Source organism: Geomesophilobacter sediminis (genome assembly GCF_016458275.1).
In the GTDB taxonomy this organism is placed as follows: Bacteria; Desulfobacterota; Desulfuromonadia; order Geobacterales; family Geobacteraceae; genus Geomesophilobacter; species Geomesophilobacter sediminis.
Window position 1 is genome coordinate 41,786 of sequence record NZ_JAEMHM010000002.1, and the last position, 16,185, is coordinate 57,970.

Genomic DNA, 16,185 nt, shown 5'->3' on the forward strand with positions numbered 1-16,185 from the left:
CGCAGGAATGGATGACCTGATGCTGGACGCCTCCCACCGCGTCCCCTCTCCTTCAAGGGTCGCGCGCCAGCGCGAGCTTGCGACGGACGGGGTGAGGATGGGTTACCGCTAAGGTATGAAAAGCTGGAGCTTTGAACTGCGGTGCGTTCCCAAGGTGGACCTTGGGAACGAGAAACTACGAGCAACAACAGTCACGTCGAGCGTCGACGCTGAACGTCGAATGGTTCTCAAGAGGTTTTAGTCATGGGTTTTAACTGCGGTATCGTCGGTCTCCCCAACGTCGGGAAATCCACCATCTTCAATGCGCTCACCTCCGCGGGGGCCGAGTCCGCCAACTATCCGTTTTGCACCATCGATCCCAACGTCGGGATCGTGGCGGTTCCCGATCCGCGCATGGACAAGCTCGCCGAGATCGTCCACCCGGAGCGTATCCTGCCGACCACCATCGAGTTTCTCGACATCGCCGGCCTGGTGAAGGGGGCGAGCCAGGGGGAGGGGCTGGGGAACAAGTTTCTCGGTCACATCCGCTCGGTCGACGCCATCCTGCACGTGGTGCGCTGCTTTGAGAACGAGAACGTGGTCCACGTGAGCGGGAGCGTTTCGCCGCGCCGCGACATCGAGGTGATCCAGACCGAGCTCGCCCTGGCCGACCTCGACACCGTCGAGAAAAGGATCCAGCGCACCGAAAAGCAGGCCCGGGGCGGCGACAAGAAGGCCAAGGAGGACGTCGATTTCTGCCTGCGGGTGAAATCGACCCTGGAGAAGGGGGAATCCCCGCGCAACCTCCCGGAAAACGAAGACGAGCGGCTGATCCTGCGCGACATGCACCTGATGACCGCGAAGCCGGTCCTCTACGTGGCCAACGTCGCCGAGGACGACCTGGAAGGAACCCATCCCTACGTCGAGGAAGTGCGTCAGCTCGCCGCCTCCGAAGGGGCCGGGGTCGTTACCATCTGCGGCAACATCGAGGCGGAGATCTCCGAGCTGGAAGGTGAGGAGAAACTGGCGTTTCTGCAGGAGATGGGGCTTGCCGAATCCGGTCTGGACCGGCTGATCCGTTCCGGCTACGAACTCCTCGGGCTCATCACCTATTTCACCGCCGGGGTGAAGGAAGTCCGCGCCTGGACCATCACCAGGGGGACCAAGGCCCCCGGGGCGGCCGGCGTGATCCACTCCGACTTCGAGAAGGGGTTCATCCGCGCCGAGGTCATTGCCTACGAGGATTTCATCGCCTCCGGCGGCGAGTCCGGGGCCAAGGAAAAAGGGCTCATGCGGCTGGAAGGGAAGGAATACGTCGTCAACGACGGCGACGTGATGCACTTCCGGTTCAACGTCTAGCCGCCGAGGCACCGAAAATAGCAAGGGTTCGCGCCAGGAATGGCGCTCCCACCGGGTAAGCCGCTGATTCTCGCTGTGGGAGCGCCATTCCTGGCGCGAATGTTTTGGCTCCTGCCCGATCTCTTTTTTCTTGCTACCCGCTTTAATGTGATGTACTATCCAGCGTTCTACAGAGCGGCCCCGAGGGCCGTATCTCCTTGTTCCGGACCGGATCCGGGGCTAATAAACCGTGAGGAGGCAATACCATGAGGATGTACGAGACGATTTACATCGTCCAGCCGGACCTGGGTGACGAGGAGCTCAAAGCTCTCTCCGCCAAGGTTCAGGAAATCATCGCCGCAGGCAAGGGCGACTTCAAAAGGCTTGAGGACTGGGGCGTCCGCAAACTGGCTTACCCGATCAACAAGAACCCCCGTGGCCGTTACTTCTATCTCCGTTTCGACGCCGATGCTGCCCTGATCGCCGAACTGGAGCGCCGTCTGCGCCTGGACGACAAAGTCGTCCGCTACCAGAGCGTGAAACTCGAGCAGGAAGTCGTGGTCCCGGCTGCTGCTCCGGTGAAAGCTGCTGAAGAAGGTGCCGAAGAGGCTGCTGCTCCGGCCGAAGCTGCCGCTGAGGCTGCTGAAACTACTACGGAGGGATAGAGATGAGCGACGAAAGACCGAATCAGAGACCCAGTAACTCCGGCCCGAGGAAGAAACGGCCGTTCCAGCGCCGCAAAGTCTGCCGCTTCTGCGCCGACAAGCAGGTGAGCATCGATTACAAAGATCCCCGCACCCTCCGTTACTTCGTTTCCGAGCGCGGCAAGATCATTCCCCGCCGTATTTCCGGCAACTGCTCCAAACACCAGCGTGAAATCACCGAAGCGATCAAGCGCGCCAGGAACATCGCGCTCCTCCCGATCGCAGGTAGCCACGCCAGCGCGTAACCGGTGCCGGAAAGCAATCATCCGGTGCCCCTGAAGGCACAGGCGTTAGATGTAGTAAAGGGAAGCGTCGCCACAGCGGCGCTTTTCCTTGCCTTCATCTCGCTGCCGGTGATCGGTCTGATTCCGGGTTTCTGCGTCCCCACTCCGGGGGTGTACTACTCCCTCAAGAGCGGACGGATGACCGGGATCGCCATCGTCCTCATGACGGTGGCACTGCTGGTTGCCCTGCGCGACCCGGCGGCGCTGATCATCTACCTGCTCCAGGCCGGCGTGATGACCCTGACCCTCCCCGAGTTCCTCAAACGTAACAAGGGGGGTGCCCGCTCCATCGTCTACGCGGTGGCGGTCAACCTGGCGGTCGTTCTCGTCGTGGCCGCCGCTTTCGGGATGATCACCGGGACCGACCTCCATGCGAAGATCATCAAGGGGGTCAACGCCAGCATCAACCAGACCGGGCAGGTCTACGAGAAGATGGGGGTGAAAGGGGACGAGCTGAAGGGGCTGCAGGACTCGATGCGCCAGGCCGCTTCCCTGATCGTCACCATCTATCCGGCGCTCATCACCGTGGCGCTCGGATGCATCGGCGCGTGGAACGTTTCGCTGGTTTCCCGCATCGCTGCCAGGTTCCGGGTTCCCGTCTACATCGGGGATTTCCGGAAGTACCGCAATCCGGAGCCGATGATCTGGCTCCTGATCGTTTCCGGGTTCACGCTGCTGATCCCGCAGACCATGGTCTACCTGACCGCGCTGAACACGACCGTCATCCTCTGTGCGCTCTACTGCGTGCAGGGATTCGCGATCATCAGCCACTACTTCAGCCGCTACCGGGTCCCGAGGGCGGCGCGGGCCGTGTTCATCGCGATTATCATGTTGCAGCCGTTTCTCACCCTCGTGGTGGCGGCGCTAGGAATATTCGATCTCTGGGGGAACTTCCGTGCCCCCAGGCAACCCAAAAACCTGTAGCAATCAGGCTAGGAGGCATGTCATGAAAGTCATTCTGAAAGAAAACGTGGAAAACCTCGGTCACATCGGCGACGTCGTCAAGGTCGCTCCGGGCTACGCCCGCAACTACCTGGTCCCCAAAGGGTTCGCCATCGAGGCTACCGAGAAGAACGCGAAGGCTCTCGAGCACGCCAAGCGTCACCTCGAGTACAAAAAAGGCAAAGTCCTGGAAGGCGCCAAGCTCCTCGCCGGGAAAATCGAAGCCATCACCCTTACCCTGGCTCATCAGGCCGGCTCCGACGACCGTCTCTTCGGTTCCGTCACCAACATGGAACTTGCCGAGCAGCTCAAGGAGAAGGGGATCGAAATCGATCGCAAGCGGATCATCCTGGCCGAGCCGGTCAAGCACCTGGGCGAGTTCACCGCTACCGTGAAACTCCACCCGGAAGTTGCCGCTACCCTGAAGTTCGCGGTAACCCGCGCCGAGTAATCGGTTTTCCGTAGCAAATAAGAAGGCCGGCTTCGCAGAGGAGTCCGGCCTTTTTTTCATTCTTTCGGAGCGGCCATGCAGATCCGCGCCTACCTTAAACAGGAAATCGCCCTCAAACAGATCGAGACCGCCCTCGGCATCTTTTTCGCCCAGGGGGACCTCTTCTCCGTCATCACCTTGGCCGCTGCCGCCGAGGAGATCCTCGCCCAGCTCCCGGGGGGCGGCCCCGCCGGTATCAAGCGGGCCTTCACCTCCATCTTCGAAATCCTCCGCATCAAGCGCAACCGGGATCACGACCGCCACTTCAACTTCGAGGACGAGGAACTGGTGCACATGGACCCGTACCAGGATGCCGTGTTCCTGCTCGGCCGCGCCATCGACGAATACCAGCAGGTTTCCGGCACCCTGACCCCGGACATGCTCCGCTTCAACACCAGCGTCCGCACCCCGGAGTAAGGGGCGGGGGGGCGTTCTCTTCGTTTCTTCTGCCAAAAAGGTGGGCGCGCCTTTTCCGGCGCGATCATCAAAGCTATTTGCGCCCGGATAGGCGCTCCCCCAGGTAATGCTCTCCCCTCGGTGCCGACCGCTCCCACCGTCGCCGTCCCCGCGGTCATATCACCCGGAACCCCTTATCATTAATTGACTTTCCCCTCCCTTCACATTATAACCATGGCACAAATTCCCACAGGGTAGGCGGACCAAATGTTCACCACGATCCGGTCAAAATTACTGCTTTTTTCGGTACTCGGGCTTTGCGCGCTCATGGTCTCGGTCGGGGTCTCCTCCCTGCTGGCCCGAAACGAAATCCGCTCCATCATGAAGGCGGATATCTGCGGCACCGCCGACGCCTTGGAAAAGACGCTCGAATACATCGCCGAACGGCATCCGCAAGGGTACAAGGACCCTTCCTTCAAGCGCTATATCAACAGCGTCAAGATCGGGGAGAGCGGCTACGTCTACCTCCTCGACGAATCCGGCACCCTTATCGTCCATCCTTCCAAGGAGGGGGCGAACCTCGCCGGGGAGAAGCATATCGATGCCATCCGCTCCCACCGGGGGAACGGGGTCATCGAATACGTCTCCACGACCACCAAGCAGAAGAAGATCGCGGCGTACCGCTACATCGACCCGTGGGGGGTGTGGGTGGTCCCCGGGGTGAACGAGGCGGACTATTTCGCCCAGCTCAACAAGAGCCTCCTGAAGTGGAACCTTACCTGCGGCATCGTCATCATGGCGCTCTTTGCGCTGGCGAGTTTCTTCATCATCCGCAGTATCTCCCGGCCGCTGCGTGAAGTGGCCAAAACCGCCAACCGCATCTCGGTAGGCGCCCTCAACGAGCGGGTGCCGGTGAGCGGGGATGGGGAGATCGCCCTTCTGGCGGACGCCTTCAACAAGATGACCGGCGTCATCGCCAAAAACCTGCGCGATGAGGTGGACAAGAGCAGCCGCCTGTTCTCCTCCATCCGGGGTGCCATCACCCACCTTTCCGGTTCGGCGAGCCATCTGATGGCGATCAGCACCGAGCAGTCTTCCGGATCGGCGCAGCAGGCGAGCGCGGTGCAGGAAGTCTCCACCACCTCGCACGAGATCGCCGTCACCGCCCGCCTGATCATGGAAAATGCCCAGATCGTCGAGTCGCTGGCCCAGCAAAGCAGCAAGAGCTGCCAGTCCGGTACCAATGACGTGGCCGATGCGGCCGCCGGTGTGGTGCAGCTCAAATCTCAGGTCCAGGGGATCGCCCGGGCGATGGTGCATCTTGGGGATAACAGCCAGAAGATCGGCGGCATCGTCGAGATCATCGACGAGATCAGTGAGCAGACCAATCTGCTGGCGCTCAACGCCGCCATCGAGGCGGCCGGTGCCGGTGAATACGGGAAGCGGTTCAACGTCGTCGCCCAGGAAGTCCGGCGCCTGGCGGAACGGACCGTCGCGGCGACGCGCCAGATCAGCGGTTTGATTGAAGAAATCCAGAAATCGACCAATTCCACCATCATGGTGACCGAAGAAGGAACCAAGGCTGCCGATTATGCGGCCTCCATGGTGGACAAGGTGCAAAGCTCCTTCGGCACCATCATCGACATGGTGGACAAGACCGCCTGGGCCGCGAAGGAGATCAGTCTCTCCACGCAGCATCAGACCACCGCCTGCCAGGAGATGGCGGAAACGATGGGCGAGGTGCGTGACGTCGCCCGGCAGGTGGCCTCGGGCGCCCAGGCGACCGAACAGGCGGTGGCCGAGCTCAGGGAGTTGACCGGCGATTTGAAGGAGATGATCGAGGAGGAGGTCCGTTCCAAAGGGAAGGCGGACGCCCTCCGGGGGGCCAAGCTGATGGAGCAGATGCTGACCGAAATGGTGACCAGCGGCGACATCACCCTCGATGAGCTTTTCGACGAGAACTACGAGCCGATCCCCGGTACCACGCCGCAGAAGTACCACACCAAGTACGACCGCCTGCTTGACGAACGGATCGTCACCTATGAGGACCAGATCCTGGAGCGGGACAAGAACTGCATCTACGCCATCCTGGTCGATCGCAACAGTTACTGCCCGACCCACAACTCCAAGTACCAGCAGGAGCTGACCGGGGACGCGGAGCAGGATCGTGCCGGGAACCGGACCAAGCGGTTCTTCGACGATCCGGACGAGATGGCGGCGGCGCGCAATACTTCCGAGCCGCTGCTGATCCAGATCCACCAGCGCGACACCGGGGAGAAGGTCTGGGCCATCGCCTCGCCGGTGTACGTCCAGGGACGGCACTGGGGGGCGTTCCGGGTAGGGTACGTCCTGTAGCAATGAGCAATGAGCGGGTGGCTTGGGCTTTCTTGCCCCTCCGGGTGCGGGGCGGTGAGGGGGCTATCGTGGCCTCATGTGGGAGCGCCTCTCCCGGCGCGTACGGTCTTTAATCGCGACCGCAATGTCGCTCCTGCACCGAGCCGCGATTACCTGCGTAGGGGCGCAGCATGCTGCGCCGGTCAGCCCGAAATAAAAAAAGCCCTTTCTCCCGGCGGAGAAAGGGCTTTTCCTTTGTGGTGCGTAGACCTTAATTAGTGCGAGAACTTCGCCTCTTCGATGATGACGTCGTACTTGTAACCGGCGCCGAAGTCCTTGTTGTTGGCGAGAACTCCTTTGGCGGTCACCACGTCCCCCTCTTTGGGGGTCTCGGTGGAGGTGATCACGAGTTCGTTGTTTTTCTTCTTCGCCTTGCCGGTGCCGTCCTGGATATGCACCCAGGCCCGTTTCATGATCCCGGTGGAGACTTTGACCACGGTGCCGCGCACCACGACCGTCTTCTTGTTCAGGCTCTTCCGCTTGGCGAACAGTTCGGCCACGGTGTAGGCATTGGCCCCTTTGGCCTTGGTCACCTTGCCGACTTTGGCCGGCTGGTCCTTCCCGCCTTTCTTTGCCGCGGCATCTTCGTTCTTCTTGATCGCCAGGTTCATCACGTCGGGAGAGACGTTTTTGTGCGATTTCTTGATCGCCTCTTCGCTCATCCCCAGTTCGCGCTTGTCATTTACCAGACCGGCGCTGAAGTACACCTTGTCGAAGGTCCGCTTGAGGGCTTTGCTGGTGAAATTGGTCATTTCGTAGCCCGGAATGAACGATGCCTGCTGCCCGACGGTTACTTTCATCAGCGGTGCGGCGACCCATTTCTTTTCGCCGCCGGCGGAGATCAGCACGTAGGTGTAGCCGCCACCGTCCATCGTCTCGACGACCTTGCCGGAGAGGGTGGTAGCTTTCGGTTTCGGGGCTGCGGTGTCCGAAGCGGCGCTGGCACTGTGACCGACTGACACCACGGCAAGGCAAGCAATGAAAACAACGGCGAGAAACGAACGGGTCATAAAGGCGACGCTCCTTAAAGAGGACTTGACCGCGGTCTCCGGCAGGCCGGTTTCGGCGGCTACGCCAGACTACTGTCTTGGCGAGATATTGACAAGCATTTTGTTTTATTTCGGCAGGAAGCAGGACAACTTGAGGGGGAACTCGACCGGCCGGCGCGATCGGAAGAAAAGGGTGGCCCCCGACCCCGCCCCCCCGCTCTCATCCTTAAGCCATATTCATTGTCATTTCCCCCTCAGCTCATTACTATCTAAAGAAGCAGGTACTGTGTCGGGCTGGATTTTGCCTTGCCAATGACTGAGTGCTGTGCTATACAGATTTGCTGTTTAAAATTCGCACGCCGTCTTCATCCTGCCGGTGGTGCCCACAGTACGTGGGTTCCGTCAGATCGGGCGGCGGAGGCAAAACCAAAGGAGAAACGCATGTCCAACATCACCATGAAAGAACTGCTGGAAGCCGGCGTCCACTTCGGACACCAGACCAAGAGATGGAACCCGAAGATGAAGCCGTACATCTTCGGCGCCCGTAACGGTATCTACATCATCGACCTGCAGAAGACCGTTCGTCTCTTCAAAAGCGCTTACAGCTTCGTGACTGAGTCGGCCCAGGCCGGCGAGTCCATCCTCTTCGTCGGCACCAAGAAGCAGGCCCAGGATTCGGTTGCCGAAGAGGCACAGCGCTGCAACATGTTCTACGTCAACGACCGTTGGCTGGGCGGCATGCTCACCAACTTCTCGACCGTCAAGCAGAGCATCGATCGTCTCAAGCGTCTCGATTCCATGTTCGCCGACGGCTCCATCGAGGCATACACCAAGAAGGAAGCTCTGAAGCTGGGCAAAGAGCGTGAGAAACTCGAGAAGACCCTGGGCGGCATCAAAGGGATGGGCAAACTCCCCGGCATGCTGTTCGTCGTCGACCCGAAAAACGAAGAAATCGCCGTTTCCGAAGCCAAGAAGCTCGGTATCCCGGTCGTCGCCATCGTCGACACCAACTGCGATCCGGACGACATCAACTACGTCATCCCGGGCAACGACGACGCGATCCGCGCCATCCGCCTGCTGACCAGCAAGATGGCCGACGCGATCCTCGAAGGGGTCCAGGCTCGTCAGGCTCGCCTCCAGACCGGCGCCGAGGAAGAGTTCGCGGCCGGTGAGGAAGCTGTCGTCGAGGAAGAGACTGCCGGCGAAGCGTAACAACCCGTTCGACGTGCGACGTCGAATTCGGAAAGCTTGCATCTTTCAGTAACAAAAAAATATATGTGGTCCCCGCCTTCGGGCGGGGGCAACGCGGAGGAATGACGTGAGCGTAACCGCTGCACAGGTAAACGAACTGAGAAAAGCCACTGGTGCCGGCCTTATGGATTGCAAGAAGGCCCTCACCGAAACCAACGGCGACCACGAAAAAGCGATCGATTACCTTCGTAAGAAGGGCCTTGCCGCTGCTTCCAAAAAAGCAGGCCGTACGGCCAGCGAAGGTCTGGTCGGCTCCTACATCCACGCCGGCGGCAAAATCGGCGTCCTCGTCGAAGTCAACTGCGAGACCGACTTCGTCGCCAAAAACGAGAACTTCCAGGCTTTCGTGAAGGACATCGCGATGCACATCGCCGCGGCCAACCCGACCTGCGTCCGTCGCGAAGAAGTCTCGGCCGAGCTCCTCGAGCGCGAGAAGGAAATCTACCGCGCCAAGGCCAAAGAAAGCGGCAAGCCGGACAACATCGTCGAGAAGATCATCGAAGGCCAGGTCAACAAGTTCTACGGTGACATCTGCCTCCTCGAGCAGGCTTACGTCAAGGATCCGGACAAGACCGTCCAGACCTACCTGAACGAGACCATCGCCACCATCGGCGAGAACATCAGCATCCGGCGCTTCACCAAGTACGTCCTCGGTGAGGGGCTGGCCAAGAAGGAATCCGATTTCGCGGCGGAAGTAGCCGCGGCGGTCGGCGCTTAAGGCAGTCCCGACAGAGCCGGCCATGCAAATGGGCGGCTCTTTTTTTACCCATTTCTCAACCGACAACCTGATACCGGACTCCGCATTCCCAGGCCTTTGGGCAGGCGAGAGACATGGTGCCGCTAACCGAGCTGAAATCGACCCGCGCGGCATCCCTGCCGCGATTTCTGCCTGTTCTCGGCGGCCCGTACCGCCGCCACGATGATGTGGCCTCGCCTACGAAGTTCGGCGATCGAAAGCCCTAAGGTGAAAACGATGGCAGAACCTTACTACAAACGTGTACTTCTGAAGCTTTCCGGTGAGGCGTTGGCCGGAAACCAGGGCTACGGCATCGACCCGGAGACCATCACCACCATCGCCCGCGAGGTGAAGTCGGTCATCGACCTTGGTGTGCAGCTTTCGCTGGTCATCGGCGGCGGCAACATCTTCCGCGGTCTGGCCGCCTCCTCCAAGGGGATGGATCGCGCCAGCGCCGACTACATGGGGATGCTCGCCACCATGATCAACTCCCTGGCCATGCAGGACGCCCTGGAGAAGGTCGGCGTCGACACCCGGGTTCAGTCCGCGATCGCGATGCAGGAAGTGGCCGAGCCGTACATACGCCGCCGCGCCATTCGCCATCTCGAGAAGGGGCGCGTGGTCATCTTCGGCGCCGGCACCGGCAACCCGTACTTCACCACCGACACCGCGGCCAGCCTGCGGGCGATGGAAATCGGGGCCGACGTGATCCTCAAGGGGACCAAGGTCGACGGCGTCTACTCCGCCGATCCGAAAAAGGACGCCTCCGCCGTCAAATACCAGAGCCTGACCTATCTTGAAGTTCTCAAGAAGGGGCTCCAGGTGATGGACGCGACCGCGACCTCGCTCTGCATGGACAACAATCTCCCGATCATCGTCTTCGACGTGACGACCGACGGCAACGTGGTGCGGGTCATCAACGGCGAGAGGATCGGCACCATCGTGAAAGGAGAGTAGCATGATCAAAGACGTCATTGCCGACATGAACGTCCGCATGGACAAGAGCGTAGAGTCGCTGCGCAAGGACTACCAGAAAGTCCGCACCGGGCGTGCCTCGACCTCCCTTCTCGACGAGGTTAAGGTCGACTACTACGGCTCGCTGGGCCCGCTGACCAACGTCGCGACCCTCGCCGTGCCGGAGGCCCGCACCATCACCATCCAGCCCTGGGAAGCGAAGATGATCCCGGTGATCGAGAAGGCGATCCTCAACTCGAACCTCGGGCTCACCCCGAGCAACGACGGCAAGATGATCCGCCTGAATCTCCCGCCGCTGACCGAGGAGCGCCGCAAGGACATCGTGAAGCAGCTCAAGCGCGAGGCCGAAGAAGCCAAGGTGGCGCTGCGCAACATCCGCCGCGAAGCGATGGACGGACTCAAGAAGCTGGAGAAGGATAAGCAGATCTCCGAAGACGATCTGAAGCGCGCCGAGAAAGAGGTCCAGGACTTCACCAACAGCCACACGGCCAAGGTGGACGAGGTCCTCGCGCACAAGGAAAAAGAGGTCATGGAGGTCTAAGGACCCGATGGTCGGGGGGCGCACGCCCCCCGGTTACCTCTCCGGCGACAGCTCCCGCTGGGTCGCGACCCCCACTTGAAGGGGATTTTTTGTTTTTAGGGTGTTTATGAAAACGTTGCAGCCGGGGAACCTCCCCGTTCACCTTGCCGTTATCATGGACGGCAACGGGCGCTGGGCCAAGAAGAGGATGCTGCGCCGTATCGTCGGCCACCAGAAGGGTGTGGAGACGGTCCGGGTGATAGTCGAGGAGTGCTCCCGGCTCGGGATCGGCTACCTCACCCTGTTCGCCTTTTCCGCGGAAAACTGGCTTAGGCCCAAAACCGAGGTGAAGGCGCTGATGGCGCTTCTCAAGCAGTACATCCGGGCCGAAGTCCCGCGGATGATGCAAAACGACATCCGCTTCAACGTGATCGGCAACCGGGCCGACCTTCCCGAAGACGTGAACCGGGAGATCGACGCTGCCATAGCAAAGACCTCGGCCAACCGCGGCATGCTCCTGACCCTTGCCCTTTCCTACGGGGCGCGGCAGGAGATGGTCTCGGCGGTGAAACATCTGGCCGGTGAGGTTGCCGCCGGGCGGCTCGATGCCGAGGCGATCGACGAGAACCTGTTCGGCCGGTCGCTTTTTACCGCGGACATTCCGGACCCGGACCTTTTGATCCGGACCAGCGGGGAGATGCGGATCAGCAACTTCCTGCTCTGGCAGCTTGCCTACACCGAACTCTATTTCACCGACGTCAACTGGCCCGATTTCGACCGCGACGAGCTTGCCAAAGCGTTTCGCAGCTATCATGCCCGCGAGCGGCGGTTCGGGCGGACCAGCGAACAGCTGAAAAGCGAGTTTTAAACCCGAACGGCTTCTGGGGGTTCTATCAAACGTCTAGCTACCGCAGCGGTGCTGTTGCCGCTGGTCATCATCTTCATTTTGAAAAGTTCCCCGTTCCAGTTCGCGCTGCTGGTCGCCCTTTTGGCGCTGCTCGGTCTGGACGAGTTCTACCGGATGACTCTCCCGGGGCGCCGGGGGGAGGGGTGGCTTGCCGCCATCTGCGGCGCTGCTTCGGTCTTCACCGTCTTCGCTACCAATCCGATCCTGCCGCTTTTCGCCCTTACCGGATTGGTGCTCCTTTTTACCCTGATCGCGTTGTTCCGCCTCCAGGACATCAAGCAGGCGGCCCCCGACATCGCCCTGGTCCTGATGGGTTTTCTCTACGTCCCGCTCCTGCTCTCCCACCTGGTACTGGTCCGAATGCAGCCGCACGGCGTGGCGTGGCTGTTCCTCATCATGGTCATCGTCATGGCCGGCGACAGCGCCGCCTACTATGTCGGCTCCACCATCGGCAAGCACCGGATCTATCCGGCAGTCAGCCCGAAAAAAAGCGTGGAAGGCTCGATCGGCGGCCTGGCCGGCAGCATCATCGGCGCGCTCATCGCCCGGGCTACTTTTTTCCCCGAGCTTGCCATCGCCGATTGCGTGGCGACCGCACTCATCTTCGGGGTCCTCGGGCAACTGGGCGACCTGTTCGAGTCGCTGATCAAGCGGAGCTGCGGAGTCAAGGATTCCGGGGTGATCTTCCCGGGGCACGGCGGGGTTTTGGACCGGCTGGACAGCATCCTGTTTGCCGCTCCGGCGGCTTTTTACTATTCCTGGTTTTTCTTCAAGGGGTGCTGCGGAGGGTAGTCTGCCCGCACCGGACCGATCGGACTGATCGGTCGGATCCGACTGATCGGTCGGATCCTTTCGGCGATGTAAGTGCCATTAAGTTTCACGAGGGTTTTCGATGAAGAAGCTCACCATACTTGGTTCCACCGGCTCCATCGGGGTCAGCACGCTTGATGTCGTCGCCGCTCATCGCGACAAGTTCGAGGTCGTGGCCCTGACCGCGGGCTCCAATCTCACCCTGCTCAAAAAGCAGATCGAGGCTTTCTCCCCGCAACTGGTCGCGGTGGTCTCCGCTGACGACGCCAAGAAACTGGACCGGATGCTCGCCGGCAAAAAGCCGCAGATCCTGCACGGTGTGGAAGGGATGATCGCCGCCGCGACCGCCGCCGACACCACCATGGTGGTTGCCGCCATTGTCGGTGCGGCCGGTCTTGCTCCCACCGCGGCCGCCATCATGGCCGGCAAGGACGTGGCTCTTGCCAACAAGGAGACCCTGGTCACCGCCGGGCACCTGGTCATGGACCTGGTCAAGAAGCACGACGTCAACCTCTATCCGGTGGACAGCGAGCACTGCGCGGTGTTCCAGTCCATGGTCGGCCACCGCAACGAGGACGTCGCCCGCGTCATCCTTACCGCGTCCGGTGGCCCCTTCCTGAAGTGGACCAAGGAGCAGCTTTCCCAGGCGACCATCAAGGACGCGCTCAATCACCCGAACTGGAGCATGGGGAAGAAGATCACCATCGATTCCGCCACCATGATGAACAAGGGGCTGGAGGTCATCGAGGCGCGCTGGCTCTTCGACATCGAGGTGGACCGGATCGCGGTCAACATCCATCCGCAGAGCATCATCCACTCCATGGTCGAGTACGTGGACGGCAGCGTGATGGCGCAGCTTGGCGTGCCCGACATGAAGGGGCCTATCGCCTACGCGCTCACCTACCCGCAGCGGGTGCCCAGCGGGGTGAAGCCGCTCGACCTGACGCTTCTTTCCGGGCTGACCTTCTTCAACCCGGACCTGGAGCGCTTCCCGGCACTGGGGCTTGCCTACCAGGCGGCCAAGGCCGGCGAGAGCATGCCGGCGGTGATGAACGCGGCCAACGAGATCGCGGTCGAGGCCTTCCTGGAAGGGAAGATCTCTTTCATGACCATCGCCGAGTCGATCGAAAAGACCATGAACCGCCACGTTGCGCACAACCTGACCTCGATCGAGGAGGTGCTGGAGGCGGATCTGTGGGGCCGCCGGACCGCCCGCGAGGTGTTGGGGATCGCCTAAACCGATAAACCCGGCCGATCCTTGCGTCCCCGCTCCTTCAAGGGTCGCGTGCGCAAGCACGGCTTGCGACGGACCGGGTGAGGATGGGGTTCTGGGGGCACTTAACCCCATCCTCCTGACCTCCCCCTTGAAGGGGGAGGGAATATGCCGTGTGGAGCAGTTGTTGTGCCCGCTGGCAACGTAAGAATGTTAGGTTTCTGCGGCCTGCAGTATAATGAGGCATTCACCCCAACCTATCCTGCCGTCGTTCTTGGCTTCCGGAGGGGAATTCGATGAGCATACTGTTCGCCATAATCGCCCTCGGGGCACTCATATTCGTTCATGAATTCGGCCACTTCCTGTTCGCGAAGGCGTTCGGCGTCGGCGTCGAGAAGTTCTCCCTCGGCTTCGGCCCGAAGGTGATCGGCAAGAAGATCGGCGAGACCGAGTACCTCCTTTCCGCGCTCCCCCTGGGGGGCTACGTCAAGATGGTCGGCGAGGTGGACGGGGAAACCGAGCTGACCGAAGAGGAAAAGAAGGTTTCCTTCTCCCACAAGCCGCCGTTGCAGCGCATCGGCATCGTCGTCGCCGGTCCGCTGTTCAATCTTCTTTCCGCCTACGTCATCTTCATCATCCTGTTCATGGTCGGCGTCCCCTCGGTAACCACCAAGGTCGGCGAGGTGGTGCCGAACAAACCGGCCGCCCGCGCGGGGATCGTGGCCGGCGACCTGATCGCCTCGGTGAACGGGAAGGCGGTCGGGCGCTGGGAAGATTTCGCCAAGATCATTGCCCAGGGTAAGGCGGCCCCGGTCCAGGTAACGGTGAACCGTGCCGGCAAGGCGCTGACCTTCACCATGACCCCGGAGCCCCGCACCGCCAAAAACCTCCTCGGCGACACCGTCACCACGCCGGTGATCGGGGTGGTGGCTGCCGGCGACACCTTCATCGACCGGTTTCCTCCCGGGGAAGCCTTCGTCCGCGGGAGCGCCCAGTGCTGGAACGTGATCAAGGTGACCTACCTCTCCCTGGTGCGTCTGGTGCAGCGCGCGTTGCCGCTCGATTCCATCGGCGGTCCGATCATGATCGTGAAGATGGCCGGCCAGCAGGCGCAGGCCGGGGGAGTGAGCTTTCTCGCGTTCGTCGCGCTTTTGTCGGTCAACCTCGGGGTGCTGAACCTTTTGCCGGTTCCGATTTTGGACGGCGGGCACCTGGTTTTCTTCCTGATCGAGCTGGTGATCGGGCGGCCGGTGAGCAAGCGGAGCCGGGAGATCGCCCAGCAGATCGGGATGATGGTCCTGATCAGCCTGATGATGCTCGCCTTCTACAACGACATCATGCGGATGCTGCCGAAGAACTGAGCCGGGGACTGGCTCCGCAAGGTGCCAGTCCCCCTCTGACATGAATTGTTCCACCGTTCACTGTTAGGTGATCACGGAAAAGAACCCCATCCTCACCCTGTCCCTCCCCTTGAAGGGGAGGGGACGTAAGGGGAGCATTGAAGCGGATAGAAGAGCGGCAATTGAAGATACTAACCGTCGATACCTCGAGTAACTGTTCCAGCGTCGCCCTCTCGGACGGCGCTTCTCTTTTGGGGGAGTACCTCCTCGGCGAGGACCGCCTTAACTCCGGGCGGCTGTTCGCCTCGATCGCGAAGCTCCTGGAGTCGGCGCGGCTTGCCCCCACCGACCTCGACGCCTTCGCGGTCGCCATCGGCCCGGGCTCCTTCACCGGGGTTCGCGTCGGGATCGCCACCGTCAAGGGGCTCGCCCTGGCCGCCGCCAAGCCGGCGGTCGGTTTTTCCTCCCTGGCCATGCTCGCCCTGAACAGCCCCTACTGCGGATTTCCGGTGGCGCCGCTTTTCGACGCGAGGAAAAAGGAGGTCTACGCCGGCCTCTACCGCGTCACCGATCTGCCGGAGCCGCTGCGCGAAGACGCGGTCCTCGCTCCGGAAAGCTTTCTCGCCACCATCGATGAGCCGACCCTGTTCCTGGGGGAGGGGGCGGTCCGCTACCGCGACCTCATTACCGCGACCCTCGGGGACCGCGCCCGCTTCGCCCCGTTCCATGCCGACGTCCCGCGTGCCGCGGCCGGAGCGGTCATCGCCTGCGACCTCGCCCGCCAGGGCAGGTTCACCCCGCTGGAACTCCTCAATCCCACCTACATCCGCCCCTCCGAAGCCGAGATTGCCAAACAGAAAAGAGACGCCTCAAACAGTATTTCGTAGCTGTTGACAGTTGCATCTTAATGTATTATG

At 61.3% G+C, this 16,185-nt stretch carries 17 protein-coding genes; 16 read left to right on the forward strand and 1 reads right to left on the reverse strand.

From position 1 onward, the window contains the following. Positions 1 to 243 precede the first annotated feature (243 nt). The 7 genes from ychF (at position 244) to JFN93_RS01975 (ending at position 6,488) form a co-directional block, all read left to right on the forward strand. Positions 244 to 1,338 (forward strand): redox-regulated ATPase YchF, encoded by a 1,095-nt coding sequence (gene ychF / locus JFN93_RS01945; RefSeq protein WP_199382309.1) that lies wholly within the window; start codon positions 244 to 246, stop codon positions 1,336 to 1,338. Between the two features lie 245 nt (positions 1,339 to 1,583). Further along, on the forward strand, positions 1,584 to 1,982 hold the full coding sequence (gene rpsF, locus JFN93_RS01950; protein ID WP_199382310.1) for a 30S ribosomal protein S6: 399 nt from the start codon (positions 1,584 to 1,586) through the stop codon (positions 1,980 to 1,982). A gap of 2 nt (positions 1,983 to 1,984) precedes the next feature. After that, positions 1,985 to 2,266: a 30S ribosomal protein S18 gene (gene rpsR, locus JFN93_RS01955; protein ID WP_199382311.1), complete on the forward strand. Its 282-nt coding sequence runs from the start codon at positions 1,985 to 1,987 to the stop codon at positions 2,264 to 2,266. Positions 2,267 to 2,290: 24 nt separating this feature from the next. Further along, positions 2,291 to 3,229, forward strand: a complete 939-nt coding sequence (locus tag JFN93_RS01960; RefSeq protein WP_199382312.1) for a YybS family protein — start codon at positions 2,291 to 2,293, stop codon at positions 3,227 to 3,229. Between the two features lie 22 nt (positions 3,230 to 3,251). Next, positions 3,252 to 3,698, forward strand: a complete 447-nt coding sequence (rplI, locus tag JFN93_RS01965; protein ID WP_199382313.1) for a 50S ribosomal protein L9 — start codon at positions 3,252 to 3,254, stop codon at positions 3,696 to 3,698. A gap of 75 nt (positions 3,699 to 3,773) precedes the next feature. Further along, the gene (locus JFN93_RS01970; protein ID WP_199382314.1) at positions 3,774 to 4,154 is read left to right on the forward strand and encodes a hypothetical protein; all 381 of its coding nucleotides are present in this window, start codon (positions 3,774 to 3,776) and stop codon (positions 4,152 to 4,154) included. Between the two features lie 246 nt (positions 4,155 to 4,400). Then, on the forward strand, positions 4,401 to 6,488 hold the full coding sequence (locus JFN93_RS01975; protein WP_199382315.1) for a methyl-accepting chemotaxis protein: 2,088 nt from the start codon (positions 4,401 to 4,403) through the stop codon (positions 6,486 to 6,488). A 254-nt stretch (positions 6,489 to 6,742) separates the two neighbouring features. On the opposite strand, the gene JFN93_RS01980 is transcribed toward JFN93_RS01975, so the two are convergent. After that, complete coding sequence (locus JFN93_RS01980; protein ID WP_199382316.1) at positions 6,743 to 7,537, reverse strand: DNA-binding protein; 795 nt, start codon at positions 7,535 to 7,537, stop codon at positions 6,743 to 6,745. A 420-nt stretch (positions 7,538 to 7,957) separates the two neighbouring features. Between JFN93_RS01980 and rpsB the strand changes: the two genes are divergently transcribed. From rpsB to tsaB, 9 genes are all read left to right on the forward strand, one after another. Beyond that, entirely contained in the window at positions 7,958 to 8,728 is a 771-nt protein-coding gene (gene rpsB, locus JFN93_RS01985) for a 30S ribosomal protein S2 (RefSeq protein WP_199382317.1), read from the forward strand. A gap of 106 nt (positions 8,729 to 8,834) precedes the next feature. Continuing rightward, the gene (tsf, locus tag JFN93_RS01990; RefSeq protein ID WP_199382318.1) at positions 8,835 to 9,485 is read left to right on the forward strand and encodes a translation elongation factor Ts; all 651 of its coding nucleotides are present in this window, start codon (positions 8,835 to 8,837) and stop codon (positions 9,483 to 9,485) included. A 255-nt stretch (positions 9,486 to 9,740) separates the two neighbouring features. Next, a complete protein-coding gene (pyrH, locus tag JFN93_RS01995; RefSeq protein ID WP_199382319.1) occupies positions 9,741 to 10,460 on the forward strand; it encodes a UMP kinase in 720 nt (239 codons plus the stop codon). Between the two features lies 1 nt (position 10,461). After that, positions 10,462 to 11,019, forward strand: a complete 558-nt coding sequence (gene frr / locus JFN93_RS02000; protein ID WP_199382320.1) for a ribosome recycling factor — start codon at positions 10,462 to 10,464, stop codon at positions 11,017 to 11,019. Between the two features lie 106 nt (positions 11,020 to 11,125). Beyond that, entirely contained in the window at positions 11,126 to 11,866 is a 741-nt protein-coding gene (locus JFN93_RS02005; protein ID WP_199382321.1) for an isoprenyl transferase, read from the forward strand. Between the two features lie 24 nt (positions 11,867 to 11,890). Then, positions 11,891 to 12,697, forward strand: coding sequence for a phosphatidate cytidylyltransferase (locus tag JFN93_RS02010; protein ID WP_199382586.1), 807 nt, complete (start codon positions 11,891 to 11,893; stop codon positions 12,695 to 12,697). A 100-nt stretch (positions 12,698 to 12,797) separates the two neighbouring features. After that, a complete protein-coding gene (locus JFN93_RS02015; protein WP_199382322.1) occupies positions 12,798 to 13,952 on the forward strand; it encodes a 1-deoxy-D-xylulose-5-phosphate reductoisomerase in 1,155 nt (384 codons plus the stop codon). A gap of 272 nt (positions 13,953 to 14,224) precedes the next feature. Further along, complete coding sequence (gene rseP / locus JFN93_RS02020) at positions 14,225 to 15,289, forward strand: RIP metalloprotease RseP (RefSeq protein ID WP_199382323.1); 1,065 nt, start codon at positions 14,225 to 14,227, stop codon at positions 15,287 to 15,289. Positions 15,290 to 15,450: 161 nt separating this feature from the next. Beyond that, the gene (tsaB, locus tag JFN93_RS02025; RefSeq protein WP_199382324.1) at positions 15,451 to 16,155 is read left to right on the forward strand and encodes a tRNA (adenosine(37)-N6)-threonylcarbamoyltransferase complex dimerization subunit type 1 TsaB; all 705 of its coding nucleotides are present in this window, start codon (positions 15,451 to 15,453) and stop codon (positions 16,153 to 16,155) included. The last annotated feature ends 30 nt before the right edge of the window (positions 16,156 to 16,185 follow it).